Origin of the sequence: Deinococcus hopiensis KR-140, assembly GCF_900176165.1 — a bacterium.
Classification (GTDB): domain Bacteria; phylum Deinococcota; class Deinococci; order Deinococcales; family Deinococcaceae; genus Deinococcus; species Deinococcus hopiensis.
On the sequence record NZ_FWWU01000009.1, the window covers coordinates 1,757,202 to 1,782,565 of the forward strand.

General features: G+C 62.0%; 28 protein-coding genes and 1 pseudogene. 15 read left to right on the forward strand and 14 right to left on the reverse strand.

Translation table 11 applies throughout. The features are described 5' to 3' along the window. Positions 1 to 36 precede the first annotated feature (36 nt). Positions 37 to 825, forward strand: coding sequence for a phosphatase PAP2 family protein (locus B9A95_RS22070; RefSeq protein WP_084049236.1), 789 nt, complete (start codon positions 37 to 39; stop codon positions 823 to 825). 181 nt (positions 826 to 1,006) lie between these two features. Here B9A95_RS22070 and B9A95_RS22075 read toward each other — a convergent pair whose 3' ends face one another. The 3 genes from B9A95_RS22075 to B9A95_RS22085 all read right to left on the reverse strand — a co-directional run bounded on the left by B9A95_RS22075 (position 1,007) and on the right by B9A95_RS22085 (position 4,286). Then, on the reverse strand, positions 1,007 to 1,672 hold the full coding sequence (locus B9A95_RS22075; protein ID WP_084049237.1) for a hypothetical protein: 666 nt from the start codon (positions 1,670 to 1,672) through the stop codon (positions 1,007 to 1,009). Between the two features lie 9 nt (positions 1,673 to 1,681). Further along, positions 1,682 to 2,947 (reverse strand): RsmB/NOP family class I SAM-dependent RNA methyltransferase, encoded by a 1,266-nt coding sequence (locus tag B9A95_RS22080; RefSeq protein ID WP_084049238.1) that lies wholly within the window; start codon positions 2,945 to 2,947, stop codon positions 1,682 to 1,684. A 94-nt stretch (positions 2,948 to 3,041) separates the two neighbouring features. Then, a complete protein-coding gene (locus B9A95_RS22085) occupies positions 3,042 to 4,286 on the reverse strand; it encodes an MFS transporter (protein ID WP_084049239.1) in 1,245 nt (414 codons plus the stop codon). Between the two features lie 468 nt (positions 4,287 to 4,754). Here B9A95_RS22085 and B9A95_RS22090 point away from each other — a divergent pair, with 468 nt between their 5' ends. The 4 genes from B9A95_RS22090 (at position 4,755) to B9A95_RS22105 (ending at position 9,767) form a co-directional block, all read left to right on the forward strand. Beyond that, entirely contained in the window at positions 4,755 to 5,936 is a 1,182-nt protein-coding gene (locus B9A95_RS22090) for a sugar ABC transporter substrate-binding protein (RefSeq protein ID WP_084049240.1), read from the forward strand. A 404-nt stretch (positions 5,937 to 6,340) separates the two neighbouring features. Continuing rightward, positions 6,341 to 7,681 (forward strand): ABC transporter permease subunit, encoded by a 1,341-nt coding sequence (locus B9A95_RS22095; RefSeq protein WP_425429978.1) that lies wholly within the window; start codon positions 6,341 to 6,343, stop codon positions 7,679 to 7,681. After that, positions 7,678 to 9,048 carry a sugar ABC transporter permease gene (locus B9A95_RS22100; protein WP_084049242.1) on the forward strand — a complete coding sequence of 457 codons (1,371 nt, stop codon included), beginning with the start codon at positions 7,678 to 7,680 and terminating at the stop codon, positions 9,046 to 9,048. Before B9A95_RS22095 ends, B9A95_RS22100 begins: the two co-directional genes overlap by 4 nt. A 149-nt stretch (positions 9,049 to 9,197) precedes the next feature. Next, positions 9,198 to 9,767, forward strand: coding sequence for a DUF2231 domain-containing protein (locus B9A95_RS22105; RefSeq protein WP_084049243.1), 570 nt, complete (start codon positions 9,198 to 9,200; stop codon positions 9,765 to 9,767). Positions 9,768 to 9,863: 96 nt separating this feature from the next. Here the strand turns inward: B9A95_RS22105 and B9A95_RS36385 are convergent, their stop codons facing one another. Beyond that, positions 9,864 to 9,998 (reverse strand): hypothetical protein, encoded by a 135-nt coding sequence (locus B9A95_RS36385; protein ID WP_281255886.1) that lies wholly within the window; start codon positions 9,996 to 9,998, stop codon positions 9,864 to 9,866. 306 nt (positions 9,999 to 10,304) lie between these two features. After that, a complete protein-coding gene (locus tag B9A95_RS22110) occupies positions 10,305 to 10,748 on the reverse strand; it encodes a hypothetical protein (protein ID WP_084049244.1) in 444 nt (147 codons plus the stop codon). A 603-nt stretch (positions 10,749 to 11,351) separates the two neighbouring features. Here B9A95_RS22110 and B9A95_RS22115 point away from each other — a divergent pair. Together B9A95_RS22115 and B9A95_RS22120 are read left to right on the forward strand one after the other, a co-directional pair. After that, positions 11,352 to 11,786 carry a stalk domain-containing protein gene (locus tag B9A95_RS22115; RefSeq protein WP_084049245.1) on the forward strand — a complete coding sequence of 145 codons (435 nt, stop codon included), beginning with the start codon at positions 11,352 to 11,354 and terminating at the stop codon, positions 11,784 to 11,786. 871 nt (positions 11,787 to 12,657) lie between these two features. Beyond that, on the forward strand, positions 12,658 to 12,876 hold the full coding sequence (locus B9A95_RS22120; protein WP_084049246.1) for a hypothetical protein: 219 nt from the start codon (positions 12,658 to 12,660) through the stop codon (positions 12,874 to 12,876). A gap of 147 nt (positions 12,877 to 13,023) precedes the next feature. On the opposite strand, the gene B9A95_RS36390 is transcribed toward B9A95_RS22120, so the two are convergent. Beyond that, complete coding sequence (locus tag B9A95_RS36390) at positions 13,024 to 13,146, reverse strand: hypothetical protein (RefSeq protein WP_281255887.1); 123 nt, start codon at positions 13,144 to 13,146, stop codon at positions 13,024 to 13,026. Positions 13,147 to 13,862: 716 nt separating this feature from the next. Then, entirely contained in the window at positions 13,863 to 14,120 is a 258-nt protein-coding gene (locus B9A95_RS22125; RefSeq protein ID WP_084049247.1) for a hypothetical protein, read from the reverse strand. A gap of 160 nt (positions 14,121 to 14,280) precedes the next feature. Here B9A95_RS22125 and B9A95_RS22130 point away from each other — a divergent pair, with 160 nt between their 5' ends. The 4 genes from B9A95_RS22130 (at position 14,281) to B9A95_RS22140 (ending at position 17,381) form a co-directional block, all read left to right on the forward strand. Then, entirely contained in the window at positions 14,281 to 14,571 is a 291-nt protein-coding gene (locus tag B9A95_RS22130; protein WP_084049248.1) for a hypothetical protein, read from the forward strand. A gap of 834 nt (positions 14,572 to 15,405) precedes the next feature. Further along, positions 15,406 to 15,864, forward strand: a complete 459-nt coding sequence (locus B9A95_RS22135; protein WP_170928741.1) for a helix-turn-helix domain-containing protein — start codon at positions 15,406 to 15,408, stop codon at positions 15,862 to 15,864. A gap of 999 nt (positions 15,865 to 16,863) precedes the next feature. Further along, positions 16,864 to 17,022 (forward strand): glycine zipper domain-containing protein, encoded by a 159-nt coding sequence (locus B9A95_RS34045; RefSeq protein WP_170928742.1) that lies wholly within the window; start codon positions 16,864 to 16,866, stop codon positions 17,020 to 17,022. A 122-nt stretch (positions 17,023 to 17,144) separates the two neighbouring features. Continuing rightward, positions 17,145 to 17,381 (forward strand): hypothetical protein, encoded by a 237-nt coding sequence (locus tag B9A95_RS22140; protein ID WP_084049250.1) that lies wholly within the window; start codon positions 17,145 to 17,147, stop codon positions 17,379 to 17,381. Positions 17,382 to 18,386: 1,005 nt separating this feature from the next. Here B9A95_RS22140 and B9A95_RS22145 read toward each other — a convergent pair. From B9A95_RS22145 to B9A95_RS22150, 3 genes are read right to left on the reverse strand one after another with little or no spacing between them, the layout of a single operon-like run. Then, positions 18,387 to 18,596 (reverse strand): hypothetical protein, encoded by a 210-nt coding sequence (locus B9A95_RS22145; RefSeq protein WP_084049251.1) that lies wholly within the window; start codon positions 18,594 to 18,596, stop codon positions 18,387 to 18,389. Continuing rightward, positions 18,593 to 18,745: a hypothetical protein gene (locus B9A95_RS34730; protein WP_212648368.1), complete on the reverse strand. Its 153-nt coding sequence runs from the start codon at positions 18,743 to 18,745 to the stop codon at positions 18,593 to 18,595. Before B9A95_RS34730 ends, B9A95_RS22145 begins: the two co-directional genes overlap by 4 nt. Before the next feature lie 34 nt (positions 18,746 to 18,779). Beyond that, complete coding sequence (locus tag B9A95_RS22150; protein ID WP_139806929.1) at positions 18,780 to 18,986, reverse strand: helix-turn-helix domain-containing protein; 207 nt, start codon at positions 18,984 to 18,986, stop codon at positions 18,780 to 18,782. 419 nt (positions 18,987 to 19,405) lie between these two features. Between B9A95_RS22150 and B9A95_RS22155 the strand changes: the two genes are divergently transcribed. Both B9A95_RS22155 and B9A95_RS32590 read left to right on the forward strand, forming a co-directional pair. Then, positions 19,406 to 19,624, forward strand: coding sequence for a hypothetical protein (locus B9A95_RS22155; protein ID WP_084049253.1), 219 nt, complete (start codon positions 19,406 to 19,408; stop codon positions 19,622 to 19,624). Positions 19,625 to 20,265: 641 nt separating this feature from the next. Continuing rightward, positions 20,266 to 21,018, forward strand: coding sequence for a hypothetical protein (locus B9A95_RS32590; protein ID WP_139806930.1), 753 nt, complete (start codon positions 20,266 to 20,268; stop codon positions 21,016 to 21,018). Positions 21,019 to 22,013: 995 nt separating this feature from the next. On the opposite strand, the gene B9A95_RS22165 is transcribed toward B9A95_RS32590, so the two are convergent. Continuing rightward, on the reverse strand, positions 22,014 to 22,292 hold the full coding sequence (locus B9A95_RS22165) for a hypothetical protein (protein ID WP_084049255.1): 279 nt from the start codon (positions 22,290 to 22,292) through the stop codon (positions 22,014 to 22,016). Between the two features lie 70 nt (positions 22,293 to 22,362). Between B9A95_RS22165 and B9A95_RS22170 the strand changes: the two genes are divergently transcribed. Beyond that, positions 22,363 to 22,746, forward strand: coding sequence for a hypothetical protein (locus B9A95_RS22170; RefSeq protein ID WP_139806931.1), 384 nt, complete (start codon positions 22,363 to 22,365; stop codon positions 22,744 to 22,746). A gap of 100 nt (positions 22,747 to 22,846) precedes the next feature. Here the strand turns inward: B9A95_RS22170 and B9A95_RS22175 are convergent, their stop codons facing one another. Further along, on the reverse strand, positions 22,847 to 23,056 hold the full coding sequence (locus B9A95_RS22175) for a hypothetical protein (protein WP_139806932.1): 210 nt from the start codon (positions 23,054 to 23,056) through the stop codon (positions 22,847 to 22,849). A gap of 389 nt (positions 23,057 to 23,445) precedes the next feature. Further along, positions 23,446 to 23,631, reverse strand: a complete 186-nt coding sequence (locus B9A95_RS32595; RefSeq protein WP_139806933.1) for a hypothetical protein — start codon at positions 23,629 to 23,631, stop codon at positions 23,446 to 23,448. A gap of 229 nt (positions 23,632 to 23,860) precedes the next feature. On the opposite strand from B9A95_RS32595, the pseudogene B9A95_RS34735 reads away from it, so the two are divergent. Beyond that, positions 23,861 to 24,220: pseudogene (locus tag B9A95_RS34735) on the forward strand (winged helix-turn-helix domain-containing protein); the annotation flags it as partial. 864 nt (positions 24,221 to 25,084) lie between these two features. On the opposite strand, the gene B9A95_RS22185 reads toward B9A95_RS34735, so the two are convergent. Then, a complete protein-coding gene (locus tag B9A95_RS22185) occupies positions 25,085 to 25,318 on the reverse strand; it encodes a hypothetical protein (protein WP_139806934.1) in 234 nt (77 codons plus the stop codon). Between the last annotated feature and the right edge of the window lie 46 nt (positions 25,319 to 25,364).

The window sequence follows — 25,364 nt, forward strand, 5'->3', positions numbered from 1 at the left end:
TACGCGCAAACACCACTTAAGTCACAATAAGCAGACATGGAAGCGTTCTGGCTGGCTGTCACACAACTCGGGCGTGACGAGGTATTTATTGTGGTCCTCGCGCTGTATACCTGGCTGGCACGGCCCCGGGGCGGGCGGGAGCTCGGGGTGGCGTTCGCCCTCTCTTACCTGGTGAACAGTGCCCTGAAGTACGGGCTGAACCTGCCGAGGCCCTTCACCAACGATCCCAGCGTGGCGAGCGAGGCGGCGCGGGGCACAGCGGGCGGGCCGGGACTCCCCAGCGGGCACGCGCAGCTCATCACCACCCTCTGGGGCGGGATGGCGGCGCAGGTGGGGCGGACGGGGCTGTGGATCGCCGCACTCCTCCTGATCGCCCTTGTGGCGTACTCGCGGCTGGCGCTGCACGTCCACTTCCCGGCAGACGTGTTGGTGGGACTCCTGCTGGGAGCCGTCTTCGTGGGCTTCGCGGTCCGGGGGTACTTTCCGCAGGGGGGCGCACTGCGCTGGCTGGTGCCGCTCGGACTGCTGGCCGTGGCAGCCTTTCTGCCCGCCGGAACACCCCGCGAGTACGGCGTGGGCCTGGGCCTGCTCGCCGGCTTCTGGGCCGCGCGGCCGGACTTCGCCCCCCCGCGCGACTGGACTGGGCGCCTGATCGTGGCGCTTGTTGGGCTGATCCTGGTGTTCGCCGTGTACTTTGGGCTGTCCGCGCTGCCGCACTCCGTCAAGGACCTGGGTGTGGTGCGCGCGCTTCGCTACGGCCTGCTCGTGCTGGTGGCAACGGAAGGGGTGCCCGCCCTGCTGCGCCGCTGGCTGCCACGGGTGTAGAGCATTTGTCCGAATTGGACCGCGCGCGCAAGGGCATCCCTCACGGCGCCATTCTCTCCATGCGCATTTCGCTCGCTGGGGTCGGTCAAAACGAAGGCCGCACGTTGACACATGCGCCAAGCGAAGCGGAGAAGGGGGTGAGGTTCCGGGTGGTTCCGGCCTCGCCCCCTTTGCTGCCTGCTCACTCCTCCCCAGCAGCCTCGAAGAGCTGATTGGTCAGCACCGCGTAGCCCACCACCGTTGCCGCGTCGCCCCGGTTGCCCAGGGTCAGCATGACGGCCTTGCCCAGCGTCTCATAGCGGTTCACCATCTGGGTCCACACCTTGGGATCGTAGAGACCATAGGTGTCGTTCGGCTTGGGCTTGTAGGCGCGCAGGGTGCGGACGTACCCGGCGAAATCCTGCTGCGCCTCACGCACCACCTCGCCGTAATGGACGGAGGTCCGCGCACCCAGAGGGGAACGGGCGAGGGCGGCGAGGCTGGCGAGCTGCTCTTCGAGCCAGGTGAAGCTGCGCGGCACAGCGTGGCTGTACATCGTGCCTCCGCCCGCACGAATGCCCGCGAGTGAGCCTTCCAGCAAGCGCATCTCGCGCAGTTGCTTGCGGAGCAGCGCGATGCGGGCGCGCAACTGCGGCTGTGTGGAGAGGTTGGCTTGCAAAGCGGCAGCCCGGCACTCGGCCCAGTTGTAGCTCGAATTGTCCTGATCGACCTCGGACCACTGCACGGTGGTCAGGACGTCGTAGCTGCCTGAATCGACCGCGCGGGCAAGGGCACAGTCGGCAGGAGCCTGGGCCCCGGCGGTACCGAACAGCAGGGCGGCAAGGACGAGAACGCGTGGAGCAAGCATGACCTCAGCTTACGCGCCGGGTTCTCCAGCGCGGCGCAGACGGGCGATAAAAAAACCGTCGATGCCCTTTATGGGAACGGTCAGGATGCCCGGACCGGCGGGCACCGTGGGCACGTCCACCCCGGGCACGGGTTCAGGAGCAAAGTCAGGACGGGCGGCGAGGAAAGCCCCCACCACCTCCTGCCCTTCCTGAGGCGTCACGCTGCATACGCTGTAAACGAGTACGCCCCCCGGCTGCACGAGGGCCGCTGCGCGGGGCAGCATCCGGGCTTGCAAGGCGGCCATCTCGTCCACCGCCGCTGGGGTGAGGCGCAACTTGATCTCGGGGTGGGCCCGCAGGGTACCCGTCCCCGTGCAGGGGGCGTCCAGCAGCACCAGCGGCGCGGGAGGCAGGTCCAGCGGCTGGGTCAGATCATGGGTCAGAAACTCGGCTGTCAGCCCCAGCCGGGTGAGGTTGGCGCGGGCAGCCTCATGTTTACGCGCGATGACGTCCACGCTCATGACCTCGGCTCCCCGGGCGGCGAGCATGGCGGCCTTCACGCCTGCGCCGCCTGCCAGGTCCAGCACGCGCACACCCGCCACCTTACCCAGCGCGTCCACCACCGCCAGGCTCGCGGGGTTAATGGGCTGGGCCTGCCCCCCCCGGTAGGCGCGGCTCTCGCGCAGGGGCCGCGCCAGCGTTACGCGGTCCACGCCCTGTGGCCCGGAGTCCACCACGCTGCCCTCTGCCTCCAGCTCGCGCACCCCCTCATCCGACAGGCTCAGCCACAGGGGCTGGGGCTCCAGCAGGTCCAGCATGGTGGCTTCGGCCCGTTCGCCGTAAGCGGCGCGAAACAGCCCGATCAGCCAGGTCGGCAGGGCGTAACGCGTCTCCTCCGTTTCAGGGGGGAGTTCTACCCGGCGCAGCACGGCGTTGACGAGGGCGGGCGGGGCCAAACGCGCCATTCGCGCCACGTTTACATACTCGCTGACCACCGCGTGCGGGGGCGTACCCAGCGCCAACCGCTCAAAGGTGCCGGCCAGCAGCAGGGCGCGCGCCTTGGGGTGCGTCTCGCCGCGCAGCAGTGGAGCCAGGGCCGCGTCGAGCCGGGCCAGATACCGCAGGGTGCCGTAGACGATGTGCGTCGCCAGCCCGGCGTCTCGCGCGGGCAGCCTCGCCTCGGTGAGGGCCGCGTCGAGCGTCGGTGCGGCGAAGCCTTCGCCCATCAACACGTGCGTCAGGACGCGGACCGCCAGCGCGCGGGCAGGATTGTAGGAGGGGCGGGCAGCCGTCATCCGGCCAGCATAGTGCCCAGAGGCACAGGCGTGGAGGGGCGGCACGGCAAAGGCGCCCGGGCTCTTCTCGTCAAAAACGGGATAGCGCCTGCCCTCAGTGTTCCCGCCCCGCCGTGGCCGCCGGTTGCACCCCAGGCCGAACGAGCAGGCTCCAGACCAGCAGCGCAGCCAGAATACCGCCGCTCAGCAGGTACGGCGCTCCCTTGCCCGCCACCTGGTACAGGCCGGTGCCCAGAAGGGGTCCCGTCATGCGGCCCAGGGCCAGGGCCGAACTGTTGAGCCCAGCCACCCGGCCCTGCTCCCCCTCGCCTACACTCAGCGACAGCGCCGCGCTGAGGCTGGGACCCAGAATGGCGCTGCCGACCCCAATCACGGCGAGGGCAGCGGTGATCGTCCAGAAGGTGAAGGTCTGCGGCAGCAGGAACATTCCCGCGCCCATCACGAGCAGGCCCAGCGTGATGAGAGGACCGGGGGCAACTTTCTTGCTCAGGGGCCGGATCGCGCCGCCCTGCACGGCAGCGGAAAGAAAGCCGAACACCGCCAGCATCTCGCCCACGGTCCTCGCCGTCTGTGCGGGCACGAGGTGCAGGGTGTCCTGGACGTAAAAGGCAATGGTCTGCTCCATGCCCACGCTCGCCAGGGTGTACAGGGCGCTGACGGCCAGAAACAGCAGGATACCCGGTCTCCCCAGCAGCGCCCCGCCGTCTCCACGGCTCGCCGCAGTTCCGCCTCCACGCCGCGTTTCGGGCAGGGTCAGGAAGGCGGCCAAAGCGGTAAGGAGTCCCAGCCCCGCGCTGAAGAAGATGGGAACCGTCAAACCGAGGCCCGACAGCACCGCGCCCAGCCCCGGACCAAACACCACGCCGAGGCCGAAGGCCGCGCCGATCAGCCCCATTGCCGCCGCGCGGTCACGTTCGCCGCTGAGGTCTGCCATCATCGCCTGCGCCGTGGGCAGGGTGGCGCTCGACAGCACGCCACCGATGAGCCGCGAGACGACGAGGCCCAGAAAAAGGCCTGTACCCGTCAGCGCCCCGCTGGTACCCAGGGTGGCAAGCACCGCGAACAGCCCAAAGCTCAGGGAAAAACCCACCAGGCCCAGCAGCAGCACCGGCTTGCGTCCCACCCGCTCGCTGCGGTTTCCCCAGATGGGCGCGAAGACAAACTGCGCGAGGCTGTACGCGGTGGAAAACCAGCCGATCTGCGTTTCCGACAGGCCCAGTTGCCGCCCCAGGGGCGCGATGATCGGAAACAGCACCGACAGGCCCAGCATGGCGACGAAGATGGTCAGAAACAGGATCAACTTGGCGCTCCCACGGGGGGCGGAGGAAGCCGCAGACATGCCGCGAAGTGTATCACCGCCCCTGACCGTGCGGTCAGTCAAGCGTCCCGGCCGTCCAGGTTTGCTGAGCCGCTTTCCCAAACCGGGGTCGGAGAGGCCTATTGGGGTAACTAGACCTTTCGCCCCTACCCCCATCAGCAAAAAGCCGACAGGCCCTTGTCCTCCCGCACGGTCTCTCCTATACTTTACGAAGTCAAGAAATAAAGTAGCGCGGAAAGCGGGCCGGGTCCTTTCCCCTCTCCCACGGGTGCAATGCCAGAGAAGAGTTTCGGCAGATGTGGGCGAACGCTCTTGTTTTGACTGTCTTTTAAGGCGATTGGAAGCGGTTCACTTTTGGGCCCCACCAAAAGCAGCTTGGTGAGAAACCGAATGGAGAAAAGGCCGTAGACTGGGTACAATTCTTTTCCATAGCCTCTAAGTCGCCCCGCTGGGGCAAGCTGGAAGCGGTTCCCACCGCAAGGAGTTTTCATGAAAAAAGCACTGACTTTCCTGTCCCTCGCCCTGCTGGGCAACGCCAGCGCCGCCACCCTGACGGTGTGGACGCACTTCGGTACCACCGAATTGGCATGGCTGAAGGGCCAGGCAGCGGCCTACGAGAAAAAGAGCGGCAATAAGGTCACAGTCGTGAGCGTGCCCTTTGACCAGATTCCCGACAAGCTGATTCAGAGCGCACCGAAGGGCCAGGGCCCTGACCTCGTGGTGACCCTGCCGCAAGACCGCCTGGGCCAGCTGGCTGCAGCGGGCGTGATCGAGCCGATGGACAAGTACGTCACCAGCAAGAGCGATCTGGACAAGACGGCCCTCAGCGCCATGACCTACCAGGGCAAGCTGTTCGGCATCCCCATGTTCGCCGAGGCAGTGGGACTGGTGTACAACAAGAAGCTGGTGCCCAATGCGCCGACGACGTGGAGCGCCTTCCTCAGCGCCGCGCAGAAGAATTCCGGCAACGGCACCTTCGGCTTCCTGGCGGACCTGGGCAACGCCTACATGAACTACGGCGTCGTGAGCGCCTACGGCGGCTACGTCTTCAAGAACAACGGCGGCACCCTGAACGTCAAGGACGTGGGCCTCGCCAACGCTGGAGCGGACAAGGCCAGCGCCTTCCTGAACGATCTGCGCTACAAGTACAACCTGGTGCCCGAGGGCGTCAACGGCGACGCCGCCCGCAGCGCCTTTATCGAGGGCCGCCTGGCAATGTTCCTGACCGGGCCCTGGGACATGGGCGACATCAAGAAGGCCGGCATCGACTACGGCATCGTGCCCTTCCCCACTCCTCCCGGCGCGACCGGCAAGTGGAGCCCCTTCGTCGGCGTGCAGGGCACCATGCTCAGCGCATACAGCAAGAACAAGGCCGCTGCCGCTGCCTTTGCCAAGCAGATCAGCTCCTCAGACGCCCAGGTCGAGTTTAACAAGGCCGGTGGCCGCATCCCCGTGAGCCTCTCGGCCAGGACCAAGCTGAAAAAAGACCCCGTGGTGGCGGGATTTGGCAAGACCATCTCGATGGGAACGCCTATGCCCAACGTGCCCCAGATGGGCGCGGTCTGGGGTCCTTGGAGCAACGCGATTGCCCAGAGCGTGCAAAAGCCCAACCAGAACTACTCGAGTATCCTCGACAAGGCTGTGCAGGAAATCAACAGCAACATCAAGTGAGGGTGTAGGCCGGACGCAGACCGGACGGGAGAAAGTGCCCGTCCGGTTTCTTTAAAGCATCTGTCCGCAGAACGCCGTGCGTGGAAAGGCACCCTTCACGGCTCCATTCCCCCAGATGCTCGTCTGAACCTGCTCGCGCTGCGCTGCAGCTTTGCAAGTCCGCTCCGCCAAGAAGAGCATTTCTTTTTGACAAATAGGCTTCGGTGCCTCTCCACGCTCCGCACCTCATTACACTGAGCGCAACGCGTAACCTGTTCGGTCTGGCTCCTTTTCTACCCCGCCGCCCTTCCTGCCCTGCCCGGCTTTCTCGCCCTCCCGAAAGGAGCGTTCCCATGACCGTGACCGCCTCCCCGCGCCTGCCCAAACCACGCTCCGTGACTCCCCCGGAGGGCGCGGGCGGCGTGATGCTCGCCGTGCTGGTCCTGGCCCTGATGCTGGGCGGCGCGGTCCTCGCTGGATGGCTATTGAGTGGCCTGACCGCGCGACTCGTGCCGGGCGCCCCGCCTTACATGATCCTGGTCTACCTGGTGGCCACGCTGCTGCTGCTGATGCCCGTAACCGCCCGTCTGGTACCCTGGATTACCAACTGGTACTACCTGTTTCCAGCGCTGGTGTTTCTGTCGGCTTTCACGGTGCTGCCCATCGTTCTGACAGTCAATTACGCCTTTACCAACTACAGTGCCGTGAACAGTGGCAATCCCGACTCCGGCGTACGAACGGCCGCCAGCCTCAGCGCGGACCGCCGGGTGGTGACGCTGGCCGAAACGCCTGAGGCGAGCAGCCTCTCCGATTACCTGCGCTGCAAGTCGGCCACCTGTACGGGAGACACCATCGTCTTGTTTGACGAGGAGGCCTCGGTGCCGGTGCGCGCCGCCGTGGCGAACGTCAGCGGCAGGCAGGTCACGTTGGCCGCACCCGTGGCCGGAACGCTGGCGGTGGCGAACGCCACCCGCATCAACCGCTACGGTCACGTAGGGCTGGCAAATTTCCGCGAAATCTTTGCAAAGGCGTCCCGCGCCCTGTGGCCGGTGTTCCTATGGACGGTGATCTTCGCGTTTTCCACCGTGGTCATCAACGCCCTTGCAGGCCTGGTTCTGGGCATCTTGCTGTACAACAAACGTCTCAAGGGCCGCAACGTCTACCGCACGCTGCTGTTCTTGCCCTGGGCAATTCCGGCCGTGATCAGCGTACAGATGTGGGTTGCGCTGCTCAACCAGCAATTCGGCATCGTCAATAAAAGCCTGGGCCTGCTCGGCATCGCGGCGGTGCCGTGGCTCAATGACCCGCTATGGGCCAAGGTCAGCGTGCTGCTGGTCAACCTGTGGCTTGGCTTTCCGTACATGATGACGGCCACCATCAGCGCACTGGCGACCATCAATGAAGACCTGTACGAGGCCGCCAGCATTGACGGCGCGAGCCGGTGGCAGCAAATCCAGAACATCACGCTGCCGCTCTTGCGGACCTCGTTCACGCCCATTCTGCTCTCGGGCTTTGCGTTCAACTTCAACAACTTCGGCATCATCTACCTGCTTACCAAGGGGGGCCCCGCGCAAGAAGGCCGCGAAGCCACCGCGCAAAGCACCGACATCCTGCTCTCGTGGGGCTTTAACACAGCCTTCGCATCAAGCGGAGGTCAGAACTTCGCCCTGGCCAGCGCCATCGCCCTCATCATCTTTTTCCTCACCCTCGCCATCAGCCTGGTGAACTTCCGGGCGGCGGGCGTCTTCGAGGAGGCCCGCAAGTGACGGCCACGCCCCCCCTCACGCCTCCCGGCGGGTACGTTCACCGCGAACCCGGGCCGCTGCGCCGCGCCCTCCCGTGGATCGTGCTGGCCGCTGTGGTCATCGGCTTCATCGTCCTGGGGTACTTCCTGGCAAGCAACATGCAGGGCCGTCCCAAGAGCTTCACCATCTTCTTCGTGGAAGGCGGCTGGAAGAAGTTCCTGCTGTTCCTGCTCGCGGCGAGCGGCGTGCTGGCGCTCACCAGTTTGATCGGGCAAAAAATCGGACAACTTCGAACCAAACGAAAGATCGACTACACTGCTGTGCTGGGCGATCAGCTTACGCATCTGTTCCTGATCCTGGTGGTGCTGGTCGCCATCTACCCGCTCGTTTACGTGTTGATCGCCGCCTTCGATCCCCGCAACAGCCTGTTTGCCTTTCCTGATTTCGGCAACCCCAATCTCCTCTACAAAACTGGCCTCCTGCCCAAGCTGGACGTGCTGAGCTTCGCCAACTTCCAGGCTCTGTTCGAGGGCTTTTCACTGCCGGGTTGGCAGGTGGCGCTTGCCGGAGTGGCTGGCGCTGCGCTGACCGCCCTACTGCTGCTGACGCTGCTGGGACGTTTCGGCCGCGAGAGTGACGGGCTGACGCAAACCCGCACCTGGACCACCCGCGCTCTGCTGGCTGCGCTGGCTGTACTGGTCATTTTCATGACGCCGGGTCAGTTTCAGGGAGGTACCAACGAGAGCAAATTCCTGCTGTCGGTCCGCAACACGCTGCTCGTGTCGGGCATCACGGGCCTGCTGGCGATCTTGCTGTCCACGAGCGCCGGGTACGCGATGGCGCGGCTGCGCTTTCCAGGCCGCTTCCAGATGCTGCTGTTCTTCATCTTTATCCAGATGTTCCCGGTGTTCCTGGCGCTTGTGGCCGTGTATACCCTGATGGTGCTGCTCGGCTTGAGCAACACCTTCACGGGCCTGATCCTCGCGTACAGTGGCGGCGCCATCGCCTTCAACACCTGGATTTTCAAAGGCTACGTCGAGTCTCTGCCGGAGTCGCTGGAGGAAGCGGCGATGGTGGACGGCGCGACCCGCTGGCAGACCTTCCTGCGCGTGGTCCTGCCCCTGTCGGGCGGCATCCTGGTGTTCATTTTCCTGAATCAGTTCATCGGCACCTACGCTGAGTTCATCCTGGCGAACATCCTGCTCACTGGCGTAGACAAATGGACCGTCGGAATCATGTTGCTCTCGTTCACGCAGGGGCAATTCAGTACCAAGTGGGGCGTGTTCGCCGCCGCTGCCGTGCTCGGAGCCCTGCCCATCGTGGCGCTGTTCTACGGCTTCCAGCGCTACTTCGTGGGGGGCACGGTATCGGGCGGCGTGAAGGAATAACGTTCTCCTTTTCTCCTCCCCGGTCGGCCTACGCCACCGGGGACGTTGCCATGCACGGCCAACAGTCTAAAGGTTCACCTACAGAAGCTTCATAGCCCGGTTGCGCCCGCTGCTTACGGTGAAGGCAGAGAGAGAAAGGAGCCCCGAAGATGGATTCACAGATTAACGACCGGGTCGAGGACGCCCTGAGTGAACATCGGTGGGTGGAAGCGCTGGCGGAGCAGTGGCAAGGCGCCCTCAAGCGGACCAAGGCCGACCTGCCCCGTGGCCCGGCCGTCGCCTCGGTCCTGCATGGCGAGCCGCTGGGCCATCCGCTCCATCCCATTCTGGTCCACCTGCCCCTGGGCGGCTGGTTGGTGACCGGTCTGCTCGACTTCCTGCCGGGAGGGCAGGCCCACGAGCGCGAACAGGCCGCCGACCTGGCGCTGCTGCTGGGCACGCTGGGCAGCGTCGCGACCATCGCAGCGGGCTGGACCGACTGGTCCAACACGCGTGGGCAGGCGCGGCGTACCGGCCTGATCCACGGCGCGCTGAACGAGGTGGCCTTTTTTCTAAACGGCGCGTCTCTGCTCGCGCGGCGGCGAGGCAACCGCAAGATGGGCAAGGCCCTGTCCGGTACAGCGCTGTGCCTGGCCGGGGTAGGCGGCTTCCTGGGTGGGCAACTCGTGTACCGCCATGGCCTGGGGGTGGGCCAGACCCTCGCCCATCCTCAGGGCTGACTGTCCCTCAGGTCCAGTGCCTCAAAGTGACTTCCCCCCTTCAGATGAGGGGGAAGTCACTCGCCGTAGGGCGTAGGGGGACTCGGCACAGGAGGCTCACGGCGTGGCGCCTGACTCCGGAGAGGCCAGGGCGTAGTCACGGGCAAGTTCACGGTCTTCCTGCGTTAGCGAGAGAAAGGCGAGCACCATGAGCAGCACGGTGACGGCGGCCATGACGAGAATCACTTCCATGCCTCAGTTTGCTAGAAGGAGGGTCCCGCCGGATGACCCGCCCTTCACGGACCCTGCAAGGGCAGTTCAGGGAATCTAGAGGCTCGGTGGGGAGACCACCGGCCACAAAAGCACAAAAAAGGGAAGCCTCGAATCGGCTTCCGTTGGCTACAGAAGTAAAGGTATTTGCCCGCTTCCTGCTCACGCGCCCGTGTTTCCTGCGGGACGGACGCCTCCCTCAAGTGCTCCTGCCTGCTCGACCCGGTTAAGAACCAGAAGGTAAACTATGAGACTTTTTCTCTGCGTCGTCAGGGCGCGCGGTCCAGGCTAGAGGTGTCCGGACAGACTGCGGAAAGTGGACACGAGTTGTACGAGGGCCGTGAGGGTCCCCAGACGTGAGAGCCACAGCAGCAGCCGCGCGTGTTGGTAGGGAGCGCGCAGCAGGGCCCAGACCGACATCACGGTGCCGAGCAGCGCCGCGAGCATCATCAGCTGGTTGCTCAGCCGGGCATCAATACCATCGTTGATCGACAGGGCCCAGATGATGAGATCCACCGGAACGACCAGCAGCCAGGCCCAAGTCAGGGCCAGTGAGCCCAGACGCTCGTCCTCATGCTGCTGTAACTGCCGGAAGCCGGCGCGGGAAACGCGGGCAGGCCCTTGGCCTCCGTAAGTTTCGGAGGTGCTGAACGAGGGTCCGCGAAAGCGGGACTTGAAGGCGGTGGAGGTCTGGGTGGATCGGGCAGCGGAGCCGGAAAGTGTATGGGGCATGGGAAACCTCGGGGATAAAGGCCCAGAAGGCCGTGAGGGCGAGGAGTATTGAGGCAAGTTTAGTCAACCTGGCGGCCAGGCGATATCAAAAATTCCACGCACGACACGTTTCCGATCACGTTTGGCAGAGGTTGAGAGCGGTTGTCCGAATGGCGCCGCGCGTGAAAAGGCACCCCTCACGGCGCCATTCTCCCAATGCGCATTCAAGTTCGCTCGCTGGGATTGGCCAAAAAGAGGACTTCTTTTTGACAACTTCTCTAAAAACGTCCTATGCGTTCCGGTTCCTCTGAAAGCGTGTCGGCCCACCCCATGATTTCCGGTCCAGACTTGGGCAACACAACGCCGAATTCTGTCCCGTTTACGGACGATCCACCGCGCTCCTTCGGCTCCGCAGCCCTGCGAGTTCACTCTCAGCTGGCGCCGTTTTTCCTTCTCTCGCCCTCGCTGCGGGTGGGTTGCCCTCCACCTGGGGAAACCTCCCCCTCTCTCCGGCTTCCCCGACTTTCAGGAAAGCGCGCTAAGGTCTTGTGCACGGGTTTTTCTCTGGCCCCACTTGTGAGACGCCCCACCCGGACGAGGCGCTGTCCGTTCGAAGGAGGAACGATGAGGAAGATCACCGCTTTTACGCTTGTGGCCTGCACCTTCGCGATGGCCCAGGTCTCTCCACCCACACCGGGCTCTGCGCGTGCTCGGGCGGCCGGCGCAACGCCGGGGACCGCCTATACCGATGGCAAAAGCCTTCAGAACCTCGTGCGCCTCCAGCCCCACGGGAAGGCCATCTCCCTGCAACTCGGAGATCAGGAGATGACGGTCTTCACGGGACAGCGCCGCGCTTTTTCCAACGGGGACCCGGTGGTTCTCCCCGGCGCTCCCTTTGTGCTGGAGGGCCGGTCCTACTATCCGACCGGGCTGCTGAGGGCAATGGGCTGCTCCGTCGAGGCCGCGGGAAGGACGCCCGGTCTCAAAGACGTCCTCTCGGTCACGTGTCATGTGGACGGCAAACTGAAAAAACTGCTGTTCAAAAAACTGATCTTCTGACCATCGGCGTATTCCGCTGGCAGCGCGGCCCTCGCCCCAGCCCTGCACCCTCGCCCACCGTGCCGGTGGCGAGGACACGCAGCAGCCGCTATAAGGGCTTCTCGGGGGCACACGCCGTGACATACAGCTTCTCCCCACTGGTGTCTCCGGCAGAACCTGGTGCTGCCCAGAAGGCCCCGTGATGGTCTCGCCTTCCACGCGGGCCGTTACAGGGTTCATCTGCACGGCGTTTACCCACAGCTGCGCTTACTCCCTGGTCTTCGTGGCGCTCAGCCGGGGATTCTGGAGGCCGAACCAGACCACAAGTACCGTGCTGAGCAGGCGGAGCCCGGCGGTCACGATCACGGAATCAGGGGCCATGTTGCTCTCCTGGTTCACTGATGTTGCGAGCGGCGATGAGCTTGTCGGCGATGATGCTGCTCCAGCTGTGGGCGCTCGCCCTGGTCAGGACCGGATCCGCACCAAGGATCCGGGACGCGGTGACGCTAATTCAGAAGAAGAGTGCCGGCAGGTAGGCGATGCGTCGGCCGAGGCCCGTGGCGCTGAGCACGAGGGTCAGACCGGTCAGGACGGTGCGCCAGCCCTAGAGGGCCTGAGGCAGGCACGCTATACCGCCCCAGCTCCTACCGGCGGTGCTGTGAACCAGATCCTGCTTCTGCAGGAGGAAGACCCGTCCGAACCAGAGGGGTGACCCGCATTGTTCAGCCGCACGGGGGTGGCGACCGTGGAGGGGCGCACGGAAGCCTCTAGAAACCGGTACGGAATTGTGGGGACGCCTGGCGCAGACAGGCGAAAGACGAGCGTGGGGGGCCGAGAACAAGTGATTCAGAAGATTTTATAGAAATCTCATGATGCTCAGTTATTTTCGGTTATGAAGCTCATTCAGGTCAGCGATGTCGGCGTCGAATTGGAGATGAATGGCGAAGCACTCCGCGCTGCACGCCGGGTAGACCGCTACGTGAAACCGGGCAAATGGTTAAGGCCATCGGAGTACGTCGAGATCTGGCGCTTGGAAGACGGACGAGAAGTGCGCGTAAGCCGGGTACATGGAACCAGCGAGTGGAAGGCCCGCTGGCGCTCCGCCTCCTAACTCCTGGCATGACAAACCGCCTGGGTCCACCCCGGCCGCTCGGCAGGAGAGGAGTGGGAGCACATATGGCCTCAGCGTCGGGTGACGCGTGGCAGGCGCGGTGAAAAACCCCCGCGCGAGGCGGGGTCTGCTGGCCTTGCGATGAGGTCAGCGCATCAGGAGTTGCATGATCAGGAGGGTCAACGCCACGGCACCGAACGCGAGACCCGCCATGACACGCGTATCGCTGCGTTTCAGGCGCCAGAGGTATTTGCGGTAGGAACGCTTCACTGTGGAAGCCTAGTGGCTCTTGGTCGGATTGGCCATCTCCTCTCCCAACACGAAGCGAGAACCACCCAGGGCTGGGACCTGCGCGGGGGACGCACTACGTTTTGCGCCCAGTGGCCCGAAGGAAGCGAAAAAGACAACGTCAGCAGCAGTCAGAAGACCGTGGGCCTCCTCCCGTGACACACCTCCTGGCCCCCGATGTGCTCTTGCCGCTGCTGAACCTGTTGGGAACGGCCCCCGGTAACGGGCCGCGAGGTTCTGCTGTCAGACCATTTCAAAGTGTCAATCCAGCCTTAAGGCATGCGTGCGCGAGCGGCCGCAACAAACAAGCTGTGTCCGTATGCATTGAAATGTTGCTCGGTTGTCCCAACGGGCCACGACCCGCGGCAGGCTGCAGTTCGTCGGAGGCACCGAGTACAGACCCAAGGAGCTGAAGTTCAAGAGGACGGACTTCGTGAAGGCCCTGAAACTGATCGGCAAGCACCACAAGTAGTCCGCGGACGAGGTGGAGCACTCCAGCACCGTTGGCGCTGACCTTTACACGTTGCGAAACTCGATTGTAGCCGGGACGGACACACAGTGCCGTTGCGCTCGGCTACCCTCAAGCCGAGCACGACGTGTATGCGTGTCTCGGTGCCCACCTGCACGTCTGGGTCCAGGGCGAGCGCCAGCTCACGCCCGGACAATTCAGCCTGACGCTGGTCAATCTGATCCTTGAACTAGGTAGGGTCAAGGCTTTCCAGCGTCCGAATTTGCTGCTCCAGGTTACTTACCTGGAACGTCAGCGGCCGGGGTCTAAACCCCGGCACTTCGCCAGACTCTTTCTCGAAGAGGTCGCTGCCGTCAATGCTCGCGCGCAGACTGAAGCGGGCCAGCACTTCCTCCGCGCTCATCACCTCTTCGCACAGCCGGGCTTTGATGTAGGCCTGCCACGTCTGGACGGTGGAGGCGCAGCAGGTACTTTTTGCTGTTCTCACTGTACCTGGCCAGGACACCCGCCTTGCGCTTGTTGAGGGTGGGAGACAGGCGTCTGCCAGCGCGCGGTCCTTGTCGGGAAGGACCTCGCCCAGCTCCTCGGCCGTGGGTTGTTGCGGTGCGTCAGAATTCGACGCGGGACCAGCTCCTAAACTGCTTGGTATGAAAATTGCTGAGCTAACCACCCTCCTGCGGGAGCAGGAGCGCCTGGCCAATGAATTTGAGAATTTGATGGAGCAGCTAGAGCAGCATCCGATCCTCAACTTGGTTGACCCCACAGCTTCGGATCATTTCCAATCTTTACAACGCAGTCGGGCCATCAGCCAAGAGGCAATCGAGAAGCGTGAGGAGATGGTGGTGTTCCTGAAAGACTTCAACGTCCGCTTACAGGCAAATGTGAACTACCTTCAACGGCTACTGAAGGAGTTTGACGAACAGGACGAGGAAGTCTAAATTCCCGGCCCCACTTCATACCTGGCCCGAAGCTTACGGCCCGCAGCACTCGCAGCAGTCCCAACTCGGGCAGGTGCAGAACGAAAACCCGCCTTAAGGGCGGTTAGAAAAGAGGTGAAACGTCTTCAGGGGATACGTTTACCATTGGGTCGGTATTCCAGCTTCACCCGGCTGGAGTATGGCGGGTTGGAGCCTTGTCACCCTTGGGACCCCGTTGACTGGCAGAAACCCGATGGAAGGCGCCCGTGTTTCTGGAATCAGAGCGAAACGGAAAGAGTGGGAATCCACAGTGTTCTTCGCCAGCACTTTCAGAATCAACAGAGTACCAATACGTTTCCCTTACAGAGAAAACGCCCAACGAAAGACCCCACCGAGGTGGGATGCTGACCACAACGCCGCGTTTGGAGCCTGACCCTGACACCACGCACTTCGCTACACTCAAGGCTCGGCTCTATCGGCCCTTCTGAAATCACGAAGTCAACAAATACATGGCCTTCTGCGCCTTGCAAAAGGTTATAGGCCCCCTCCACTGCTGCACCGTCTAGGCCGGGGTATTCACGCACCCGCCCATCAACCATCTCAATTCGGATACCGGGCATCACTCACTTTAAGGGCCTGATACGAAACCAAAGTGACTCCTATAAATGGCTAGATGTATGATGAGGATACAGACCACGTCCGGGAGGACTTAAATAGATATGACTCTCATAGCCATATAAGTGAGAATCATTATTAATTCGTATGATACCAGCGCCCGGCCTCCTCATACTGAGTTAAGGTGAGTTCCGAATATGAGCGCTGCAGCCTTGATTCCGCACCATACATCTGAAGAGCTTGAAGTTGCGTATCACCAAGCCGAACGTCTTCTTGAAGGCTCCCTCCTGGCAGATTACCTGGCTCAAAAGCAAAGGAAAGTCAATTCCGGAGATTATTGACGCAACCGGGTTTTCGCGTACAACGATCAGTACGTTGATTGCTGCCTACAATGCCAACGGCGAACAGACTCTTCTGGAGAAGCGTCAGTTTAACAAGTCTGATCCCACTCTGAACCCAGACCAGCAAGAGGCATTATTTCAGGTTCTCCAGAGACCACCCGAGAGGGGTGGTCTCTGGACCAGCAAGAAAGTCAAGATACACATCCAGGAGCATCTTGGGATTGAAGTGGCTGAGGTGTGTGACTGGGGCTACTTGAAAAGACTTGGCTTTCCTGTTCAGTTTCCTCGAGCGACTCATACGGAGGCAGCTTCTCCCAAAGAACAGGGGGCGTTCATAAAAAAGTCGAAGCGGCGTTGAGCAACCACAGGCCGCTTACCCCGAAAAGCAAGTTCGCCTTTGAGTACAGGACAAAGGACGTTTTGGCCTTAAGCCCGTGTTGAAGCGCCTCTGGGCACTTCGAGGTAAGCGGCCTGTGGTTGCTCAACCCCGGCGTTATCAATGGCTCTACACCTACATTTTCGTCCAACCTGAGATGGGCCAAAGTGAATTCCTGATCTTTCCCACGGTCAACATCCCATGAATGGAGACCGCTCTGAGAGAGTTCAGTCGGGCTGTCGAACCTGAGGTTCGACAGCTTATTGTGCTTCTACTCGACCAAGCGGGGTGGCACATGAGCAAGAAAGTTAGCGTTCCTCCCAATATCTTTCTACTCCCATTCCCAGCCTCTACACCTGAACTCTCCCCAGCAGAACCCATGGTCATGAAATTGAAAGCACCATTGGCCAATAAAACAATATGAGATCTTCAAGAAGTCGAAGATCTGATCATACGAGAATGTGAAAGACTTAGAAGTTGCCCTCAGGAAGTAAAGTCGCTGACTCTGTTTCCATCGGTCAAGCACGTTCTAGACTCATCTTAATCCCGTATCACACGCCTCCCTGCCCACTGGCGAACGCCTCGACGGCCTGGCGAGGCGTGAGCTTCTTGTGTGCTGAGCGCTGGCTCGTTTTTGCTACCCGAGTTTCCTCTACCTGGCGCCGGGCGGTTTTCTACGCAGGGGTCTGGAGGGCCGCAACGATGAGGTCGTGCGCCTTGAACTTGGTCACGTCCACCTCCGCGGGCGTGAAGGGGCGAAGGTCATTTAGAGCAGTGGCCCGAATGGCGCCGCGCGTGGAAGGGTACCCCTCACGGCCCTATTCTCCCCCATCCCCATTCATGTTCGCTCGCCAGGCTCGGTCAAAAAGAAGCCCACACTTTGACAACTGCTCTAGGCTGCCTCCTGTTGAAGCGAGCGAACGTCAAACGGTCAATCTGAATCTGACGGTCCTCATACGGCACCTGTTTACACTTCCGGTCATGAAGACCAAAGGGCAGGCAATCGGCTTCTGGATGGCCATCGGCGTGGGTGTCGGCGTCGCTATAGGCGCAGCACTCCACAACATCGGGATTGGCATCTCAATGGGGATCGCCCTAGGCGTTGCCGTGGGCGCACTGGTAGGCCGCAACCTCCCCTAACCCCATCTCTCCGCCCGCACTTCTGGAGCACGCAGCGAGTGCTCCAACGGCTGCCAGGAGCACACGACCAGAAAAGTCGGAAAATACCTGTCTTTAAGAAACATTCGTACTAGGCTCACCAAATGTTTAAGGAGCCACTGAAGGCCGTCATCTACGAAGGTCTTCCGTTTGCGGTCGCCGGGGGAACTCTCGTTTCTATTGCAGCCGGAGACTGGCGCTTCCTGGAATACGCACTGATCCTGCTGGGCTGCACTTTCATCGCGCTTTGCTTGCAGCCTTACCAGCGCCGCATGTTGCTGAGAGTCAAGTACGCCCATCTGAAACGCCCGACGCGCCGCCAGAACTCTTCCAAGGGCTGACCGTAAGATCCTCGCTTGCTGGTGACCGTCTGTACCCACCAGCCGGGCCGCGCCCACCAGTGGACGGTGACAGGCCGCAACCCTGCCCCTCCGGTATCCGGCTCGGCCTGCACGTCCCACTGTGCCAAAGTGACGGGACTGAAGACCTTGGAGTCCTTCGTTATTTTGCATTCAAGCTGGAAACCCCGGTTTCGCAGAGGCTCGCACACCACCTCCGGCGAGTCCGAGTCGCCCTTAAACGGCTGGCCGCGCGTGGCAGGGTGGCCCAGTTCGGTGAACGCCTTCGCGAGCTGCGGCTCCCGTCACCCAGCTGCTCACCGGCTTCTTCCTTTGGGGGAAGTCATACAACCCCATCGTCAACGAAGATTCATGACCCACCGCGCTGACTGCTCTGGTCCATGCAAGGGATATCGCGCGTTCCGCCTTTCCAACGGCCACATCATCGACATGCAGGTGGAGGGGGAGAAGAGGACACGAAGGAGGGTGATCCGTTGCTGTATCAAAGGGCGTTGCTGCATCCAAGGTATTGATGCTGGAGGGCAAAAAGAACCACTCCCCTGAGAGGGAGCTCTTTGGTAGAAACGAGGGGATTTGAGCCCCTGACCCCTACCGTATCACCACATCCGCTCCTGTTGGGGTTCGCCGCGCTACGGGCCGGTTTTTTGCTTTCTAACCCCTGCCCGTTCGCGGTTCACTGAGGCTTACGACGACTGCGTAGGAGTCAAATAGAGTCGTCTCTCCTCTTTCCCATCCTGTGGACAACAAAAGGCCCCCCGCTGGATATGCAGCCCGGAGGGGGGACTTCAAATTATTTCACGTGCAGTACCCTTTGTCCGTCGACTTGTTCACAGCAAGGAAAAGCCCCACCTTCGTTTGCACCGACGGGTGGGGTTCTGCGTTTCTACTTCTGTTTGGCCTGAAGCGCGGGCGCCACGCTTAGCGTATGCCCCAAATCATGCCCAGCACGAGGAAGGTTGGCCTGCGACCTGATCTTCCCAAGTTTGCTTAGCCCTGCTCCTCCTCCGGCACATAGAGCCCTGTCCTCCACCGGGCAATGGTGGTGATGGCAGCCAGCGTCAGGCGGCCTCCTCGCAGCAGTCCCAGGCCCTCCAGTTCCTCCACTTCCGAGGATGAGGGTGTGGTGCCGTGGTGGATGGATTCGAGGAGGCGGAGCTGCCGGACGGATGGAGTGGGCAGGTAGGGGTTGGGGGTCATGGGGCCTCCGCGTTGGCGTCTGACACTTCCTGGGCGGCAAGGGCGCGGAACGACTTCACGGTGATGAGGAAGGGCGCGGCGCGGGGAGCGCGCGCCATGATCCAGCCGTCTGCTACGGCCATCACCTTGCACTCTCTTCCGTGCAACATGAAGCGGGTACCGGGATAGGATCGGGAAGGGCGGTCACTGCTGCTGTTTGGGCTGGATGATGAGCTCGAGGCCGAGCATGTCGAGGATGGTCTGCCAGTCACTCCGGGGGTCAATGGGTGACCGCGCGAGCGTGCGGCTGATGCTGGCCCGCCCTTTGCCAAGTTGCGCTGCCAACTGCGATTGATTCATGCCCCGGGTTTTGAGGGCAGCCTGCACGGCTTCTCTGGGCGTCTCACTCATGAAATGACTGTAGCACTTTTGTTGGCCGGACCTGTTGACATCGCCCGGGGAGAAAAGCCGGGTTCCGCAAAGAAGCCCCGGCCTTCTGACTCCCCAAAGTCGCCAAACCAGTAGGAGCACCATGAACACTACCACCACCCCCGCGCCAAGACCATCACCGGCAAAGCCCGCAGCGCTAAGGCCGAGTACCACGTGATTCGCAGCGTTACCACCCAGTTCGTGACGCTGGTGCGGGAACGCGGTCGCCCGCCAGTTGCACCGTACCTTGGGCTGCCTGGGCTACCGCCACCACTACGCCCCGGCCAGTGAGGTTCTGGCCGCGCGTTCACCAGTCTCGCAGCGCTCAGCGCAGAGGACGCTGCCGCGGTCCGGAGCTACGCCTCCGGGCAGTTCGGGCTCGAGGCGAGGAGCGTGGTGGCGTGAAGAAGACCGCGCTGATGGGGGTAGAGTTCTCCAGCTGGAAGGCCGGGGGACTGCTTCACCCGGCGGCGGCCGTCGAAGGCGATAATGCGGAGGTACGCGCGGCATTGCTGGCCGCGTTGCTGGAGCTGCAGGGCATGACGGTGGAAGTTGCGCCCTGCCGGGCCACCGACGGAAGCTTGATCTTTGTCGACGTGAGTGCCGAGGCAGCAGCGTGAGGCGCACAGTGCACGAACGGGCGGTGCTGGGCAGGCTGGATCAGCGCGCTCTTGATCGCCTGGGATGCCGCCCATAACCAACGGGATCTGTGCCGCGTCTCCCCTGCTTAATGGGCGGCATGAGCCTTTTGGGAGGGGAGTTCAAACCAAGAAGGCCACCAAAAAACACAAGCCCGCCAGTAGGGATAGCCCCCACAAGGCATACCGCACCATGGTACCGCGCACAAACAAGCCCAATCCGAGGAGGAAGAAGGCCAAGGCCAACGCGCTCAAGAGGACCACTGGGGCCAACACTACCTCAGTGTGGCGAATAGGAGGAGACGGGATTTCTCCTCGGCATTGGCTCCCGTTCATCTGATTCTCGGATAGCGCTCCACTTTATTAAAAACGACTCTCCGACTGCAAGTCAACGTGGGGCTTTTGTGAGAAGGAGTCATAGGGCGCGCTTCCCCTCATCGTTCCAAATTAAATGGATTTAGTTCTTAATATAAGAATGTCACAAATAAGAAAGTTTGATTCACTTAAAATGTTGATTACCACTCAAGCAAGGCGTGATAGACACCATGCCGCTGTGACAATGCTTCAGTCCGGGACAGCAAATGTCCTTCGTCTCCCTTCATGGGAAAGAGAGGAAATTATCCATGTCCAGTCACTCAAGCATTTTGAAACTCGTCCTGGCCGCCGCACTCCTTGCCTCCCCGGCTGCTGCCCAGCAGCAGAGCAGCACGATTCCCACAAATGTCAGGGCGCAAATTCAGGTGCTGCTCAGTCAGGCCAATACGCCCGGATTTGAGGCCGCGTTGCGTTCGCTGCTTCAGCGGAACCCCACGCTCGTTGCGGCAATCGCTGCGAGCGCCGCACAGATACGTCCTGCACTCGCGGCAGAAATTACGCGAGTCGCTGTTCTCGCTGTTCCTGACGCTGCCGCTGCCATTGCCGGCTCCATCGCGAGGGTTGTTCCCGCACAAGCCGCGGCCATTGCAGCTGCAGCGGCCAAGGCGAGCCCTACAGCAGCAGCGGCCATTGCTGGGCAGGTTGCGCTTGCTGTTCCTGGGAGCGCAGCGGCGATCGCTGCCTCGGTGGCTCAGCAGGTCCCTGCAGCCGCTGCCCTGATCGCTCAAAAAGTCGCTCAAGCTGCTCCTGCAGCTGCAGCTGCCATTGCAGCTGCGGTCGCCACACAAGTTCCTGCCGCCGCGGCTTCTATCGCTGCCGCTGTCGTTCAGGCGGTACCCACGTCCGCTGCGGCAATTTCGAGCGCTGTAGGTGCAGCTGTACCATCAGCCGCGGCTGCCATCGCCTCTGCAGTCACCACTGCCCTGGCCAATCCCCTTCCCCTGGCACCGCTCGTCGACAACTCCACAAGGCCTATTACGCCTATCACTCCCCGGACTTGAGTGCCGGGCGCGCCACGTACAGTGGCGTAAAGAAAAAAGGCCCCACCCGCTGCGAGGCAAGGTGGGGCCGTTCGTTTGGCGCAAGTTACAGCAGCAAAGGTAAGGGCGCTTGTGGCCGGCCTACGAAGCAGCCCAGGATTGAAACAGCTTAGGTCAGTTGAGGTGCAAGCTCCACCGTCTCCATTGCCTCAGGAAGCGGGAGCGCTATGGTAGATAACGGCGGTAAGGACGTCCCCGGTACCCACCCCTCCCACAACAGGGAAAGTTGTTCAAATGCAGTAAAAACGACAAAGAGAATGCCAAGTATTCCCAGGAGACCGAACGCAATCCAACAGGTGTTTAAAGCACAGTAGCACAGCGACATCATGAACAGGAGGGCAAGGCTGGGGGGGAGTTCCGTCCGCTTCTCACTGTTTATGTCAGTCATAACAGCAGTTTAAAAAACGTCCCATTACAGCTTCCGCACTTGGCACTAATGTGGTTAGATTACTTTCGCGAGTCTTGGTAGGCGACCGTTTGGAGGAACTCTCTCATCCGACGTCGGTTCTCGGTGACAAGCTTTTCACCTCAGTGAGTTGCATCCGTGGAGGGGTTTCCACAGTCACGTTTCAGCGTAACTGTGACATAGTCTTGCTCAACCGCTCTTGCAGACGTTCTTCGTTCGCTCTGTTTTGAACATTACAGTGCTGCCGTTTCATTAAAGGGCCTTGCTGTGAAGAACTCACCTCTGGGATTGGCCGTTAATCGCGCCTGCCTGCCGCTTCCTGACCACCGTGCGGTACAGCGCCTCCAGCCCCGCCACCGCAGCATCCGCTGGGGCGAACGGCCGAACCCAGAGCAGCAACAGCGGCACAGCGTACTGGCCAAACACCCGCCGAAGATCAGTACCACTTGGGCGTCTGGACCCTTGCCCTTTGCGAGGGGCGCACCGTCACGTACGGTTAGGCTTACCACCCCGGCTACGCTCATTGTCAGCGATGGGGCCTCTGGGAAGCTCAGCCACCCAGCGCGGCCTTGATCTGATCGCTGCCACCGAGTACCTGGGGCAGCAGGCGGGTGAGCAGCGCCTCAAATTCCGTATTGCCGAGCGGCCCTGGGACAGGTGGAGTGGTTGAGGGTGGAGGCGTGAGGCGGGGCAGGGTGGGCAGCCCTTCCGGCGTGGCCTGGGGCCGTAGTGTGGCCGGAGGAAGCGGTGTGTGCAAGATGAAGGTGCCCACCGTCTTCCGGGCTTCGGGGATGGCCGGCACGAAATCAGAATCGGCGGGAGGGATCATGGGTGCTCCTAGGAGGGCACAACCCTTACGCTGCGCAAGGGCTGGAAGAAAACGGGGTACGGTAATGGGCGTGAGACGCACAGTGTTGGCCTATTTGCTCCTGCTCACGTCCTGTCAGAAAAAAGACGAAGCCCCAGCAGGCACCCTGGTTCCCAAAAACCCTGGCGTCGGCGAAGTCATTGCCCTTCCAGCACCGATCACGGACGGCACCTCTCCCCCGTTTCGCCTCTCAGGAGGGAACTACGAACTTCGCGTTCGGCCCAAAGGGGCCTCCACTTGCAACAGCACCATCACGCTCCACCTTCACAACAAATCCGCGATCAAGGCGCAGGCACAGGTTGAAAAAGCACGGAACGTGGACTGGCCGGGCATGCGTGCAGGGGTGTATGTCCTCACGGTCGATGTCGGAACACAACCTTGTGCCTATGACCTACAACTCACCCGGCGAAGCTGATTCACGGGCCCGCACATCAGGGAGAGGCGGTGTGGGGACCTGCTGCACCGGGTCTGCCGGGTCCACTGAAACAGGCGCGATACCGTTTGCCGCCTTCGCCCTATCTGCAAAGATGCTGCGCAGGGTATGGGACGCCGAGCATCGCCAATACAGCCGTCGGAAGCTCGGCGGTCATCGCCGCCGCTTTCCGGCCGGTGAAGTGGGCGTGCAGGTACACGCCCAGGATCACGCAGAAGCCCGTCGCGCCCAGCACCAGGGTGTAGAGCCCGCCCATCGTGCCTGGAACAGGACGCGCTGCAGTCAAGGGCATCTCTTCTCCAGACATGACGAACTGCTCAGGGGCCGGAGTGGACCTGGGCAGGGGCACGTACGGCCTCAGAGTTGGCGACGCGTGACAGGCGGGATGAAAAACCCCCGCGCTGGTCGGGGGCAGAGAGAGTACCGTTACTCGTCGCGGGGTGGAGCGGGCTCATCTCGGCGAAGCCATGCGGTGACCCCCAGAACCAGCAGGAGCAGCACATTCAACTCGATCCAAGCCCATGTCACAGAGGGCACAAGTTGCATGATCACACCAATTTATGCTGTTGAGTACAGGTTTTCCGTTAATAAGATAACAATCAGGTTTCCTTGTACCTCTCTGCTCCCCGGCCAGAAGCGAAACCCCCACGCAAGGCGGGGGCACTGGACGTTGGGAGGAATTTAGCCTTCGCACCCCAAGGCGCGCATCACGTCGTCGAAGTCAATCGGACGCTGCGCATGAAGAAGCATTCCAAGCTGTTGTGCCTGTTCCCGAACCACCACGCTTGCTTGAACAGCAGGCGCAGCGGGAACCGGGCGGTGCAATGCCACCGCTAACCGCTGGAAGGGATTGGGGAACTGAAGCATGGGTTAAGGTGACAAGGTTGTGAAAAAAATTTCGCAAAAAGGCGTCTTTTTCGTCTCTTAGGGCTTAAGAAGGCACTCGGGCTCTCCTCATCCTTCCACTACGGAAACCCCGCACAAGACCCTTGCCCGAGCAGGAATGGAAAACTCCCGCGCAGGGCGAGGGCTGGCCTGATTCTGCAGGGTATTGATACCGGCTTGAATTTCAGACGACTGGCATGCTGTCGTCGTGGTGCAGGTCTGGCGCCCCTCGAGGCTGAGCCGTACGCAACCCGGAGAACAACGGCGGTATGCGCAGCAACTTCTTTACGATCCTGAAATGACCGAACCCGTCATCGCTGAGACCGCCGGTGTCTCAGAAAGCACTGTGCGGACTCGGAAACAGCGGTCGCGAGAACGAGGCAGCCTCGAGGCCACGCGGACCACTGGTCCTGGACGGCGCCTGAGCGCCAAAGAACTCAAGCAGCTCCAGATCGCCGCATGCTGTAGGGATGAGCGCTGGACCACCTCCCGCGTGCGGGAGGTCATCGGGATGCAGTTCGCGGTGTGGTACCACGTCAATCACGCGAGGAAGGTGCTGCATCAGCTGGGGTAAGGTCGCTCAGGGCGCCGCTCGCGTCAACGAAGAGGCGAGTGGCTTCCGCTTCAAACCCACAGCCACCCGAACCTGAGCTCCCCGTCGTGGATCAGGCCCATGGGCCCGGCCTTGCGCCTAATCCTGTCGAGGTAACCCACTGGATCATCGGCGCGGCTGATTGAGCGGGTGCTGAGGCGGACACGTCACCCACCGAATACGGACGCGGGTGTAGGTGACGAACCCCACGCCCTGCCCATAGTTGCCCACAACGCCCTTCATGGGGCGGTTGCCGCTGCTCCCAGTGGGTGCTGTGAGGCACTTACTGCGTGTGACGGTCTCTCAGCGCTGCAGGACTTGATACCACGCTTCGCGGCCGAGGTGCGGGCGCCACGGGTGAGGTCGCGCTCTGTAGGGCGTATTCCCTCTGGCGTCCGGAGGATGCGCCAGTTCACAGGGCGGGAGCGCATTTTTGCCTGCGCCCCTTCCTCTCCTGCCGTAGGGTTGGAGCCATGCAAGAGCACCTGACCTTCTGGAAGTGGCTTCTGATCATGCTGCCCGGTCTGACGGGTTACCTCATTTTCTTCGTTGCCCTGATTGCTGTGTGGCCCTACAGGAAACAGCTGACCGCTCCGTGGAGTCAGCTCCTGCCCATCGGAGCATTCTCGCGGCATTCTTGGCACGGGGCGCTCTTGAACGCTTCCCCCTCTTTCAGGAAGGCCAGAGAACACGAGGCAGCTCCTTCTGGGCTCGCAACTGGCAGCAGGACCCTCAACTCAGCTGGGCCCTGTTCCTGGTGCTTTTCTCTGGCTCCGGGCTCTTGACCTTGGCCTTCACAGGGTTCTGAAAATTAGGCCAGCTCCAGGCGCGCGAGAGCGGGAGTCATTTCAGCTTCCCCAGGCGGCGCAGGATTTCACCGGCTGGCCTGGCCGAGTCTGCCAAACCAACACGGGCGGCGTGCACGTCGCGTACTGCCTTGGCTGGTCCTGAGGAGTAGAGCTCGGCGAGCACCTTTCTGACAATGACGTCAACGGGCTTGTTCAGCGCGTCTTGCAGCTGCCGGGAATCGACCACCACAGAGGTTTCGTCGGCCTCCAGTTTGGCGGGGGCCGTCACGAGGTCCACCCTGCCTTTGCGCGCAGACAGAAACTTCCGGCTCGGA

Bases quoted from the DNA above. Each gene is read 5' to 3' on its own strand.
- B9A95_RS22115 (WP_084049245.1), top strand. From the start codon at position 11,352: ATGAGGAAGATCACCGCTTTTACGCTTGTGGCCTGCACCTTCGCGATG.
- B9A95_RS22165 (WP_084049255.1), bottom strand. From the start codon at position 22,292: ATGATCCCTCCCGCCGATTCTGATTTCGTGCCGGCCATCCCCGAAGCC.
- B9A95_RS22175 (WP_139806932.1), bottom strand. From the start codon at position 23,056: ATGCCCTTGACTGCAGCGCGTCCTGTTCCAGGCACGATGGGCGGGCTC.
- B9A95_RS34045 (WP_170928742.1), top strand. From the start codon at position 16,864: ATGAAGACCAAAGGGCAGGCAATCGGCTTCTGGATGGCCATCGGCGTG.
- B9A95_RS22075 (WP_084049237.1), bottom strand. From the start codon at position 1,672: ATGCTTGCTCCACGCGTTCTCGTCCTTGCCGCCCTGCTGTTCGGTACC.
- B9A95_RS22150 (WP_139806929.1), bottom strand. From the start codon at position 18,986: ATGAGTGAGACGCCCAGAGAAGCCGTGCAGGCTGCCCTCAAAACCCGG.
- B9A95_RS32590 (WP_139806930.1), top strand. From the start codon at position 20,266: ATGTCCAGTCACTCAAGCATTTTGAAACTCGTCCTGGCCGCCGCACTC.
- B9A95_RS22090 (WP_084049240.1), top strand. From the start codon at position 4,755: ATGAAAAAAGCACTGACTTTCCTGTCCCTCGCCCTGCTGGGCAACGCC.
- B9A95_RS22130 (WP_084049248.1), top strand. From the start codon at position 14,281: ATGAAAATTGCTGAGCTAACCACCCTCCTGCGGGAGCAGGAGCGCCTG.
- B9A95_RS36385 (WP_281255886.1), bottom strand. From the start codon at position 9,998: ATGGAAGTGATTCTCGTCATGGCCGCCGTCACCGTGCTGCTCATGGTG.
- B9A95_RS32595 (WP_139806933.1), bottom strand. From the start codon at position 23,631: ATGCTTCAGTTCCCCAATCCCTTCCAGCGGTTAGCGGTGGCATTGCAC.
- B9A95_RS22070 (WP_084049236.1), top strand. From the start codon at position 37: ATGGAAGCGTTCTGGCTGGCTGTCACACAACTCGGGCGTGACGAGGTA.
- B9A95_RS34730 (WP_212648368.1), bottom strand. From the start codon at position 18,745: ATGTTGCACGGAAGAGAGTGCAAGGTGATGGCCGTAGCAGACGGCTGG.
- B9A95_RS22145 (WP_084049251.1), bottom strand. From the start codon at position 18,596: ATGACCCCCAACCCCTACCTGCCCACTCCATCCGTCCGGCAGCTCCGC.
- B9A95_RS22140 (WP_084049250.1), top strand. From the start codon at position 17,145: ATGTTTAAGGAGCCACTGAAGGCCGTCATCTACGAAGGTCTTCCGTTT.
- B9A95_RS22095 (WP_425429978.1), top strand. From the start codon at position 6,341: ATGCTCGCCGTGCTGGTCCTGGCCCTGATGCTGGGCGGCGCGGTCCTC.
- B9A95_RS22080 (WP_084049238.1), bottom strand. From the start codon at position 2,947: ATGACGGCTGCCCGCCCCTCCTACAATCCTGCCCGCGCGCTGGCGGTC.
- B9A95_RS22120 (WP_084049246.1), top strand. From the start codon at position 12,658: ATGAAGCTCATTCAGGTCAGCGATGTCGGCGTCGAATTGGAGATGAAT.
- B9A95_RS22110 (WP_084049244.1), bottom strand. From the start codon at position 10,748: ATGCCCCATACACTTTCCGGCTCCGCTGCCCGATCCACCCAGACCTCC.
- B9A95_RS22085 (WP_084049239.1), bottom strand. From the start codon at position 4,286: ATGTCTGCGGCTTCCTCCGCCCCCCGTGGGAGCGCCAAGTTGATCCTG.
- B9A95_RS22105 (WP_084049243.1), top strand. From the start codon at position 9,198: ATGGATTCACAGATTAACGACCGGGTCGAGGACGCCCTGAGTGAACAT.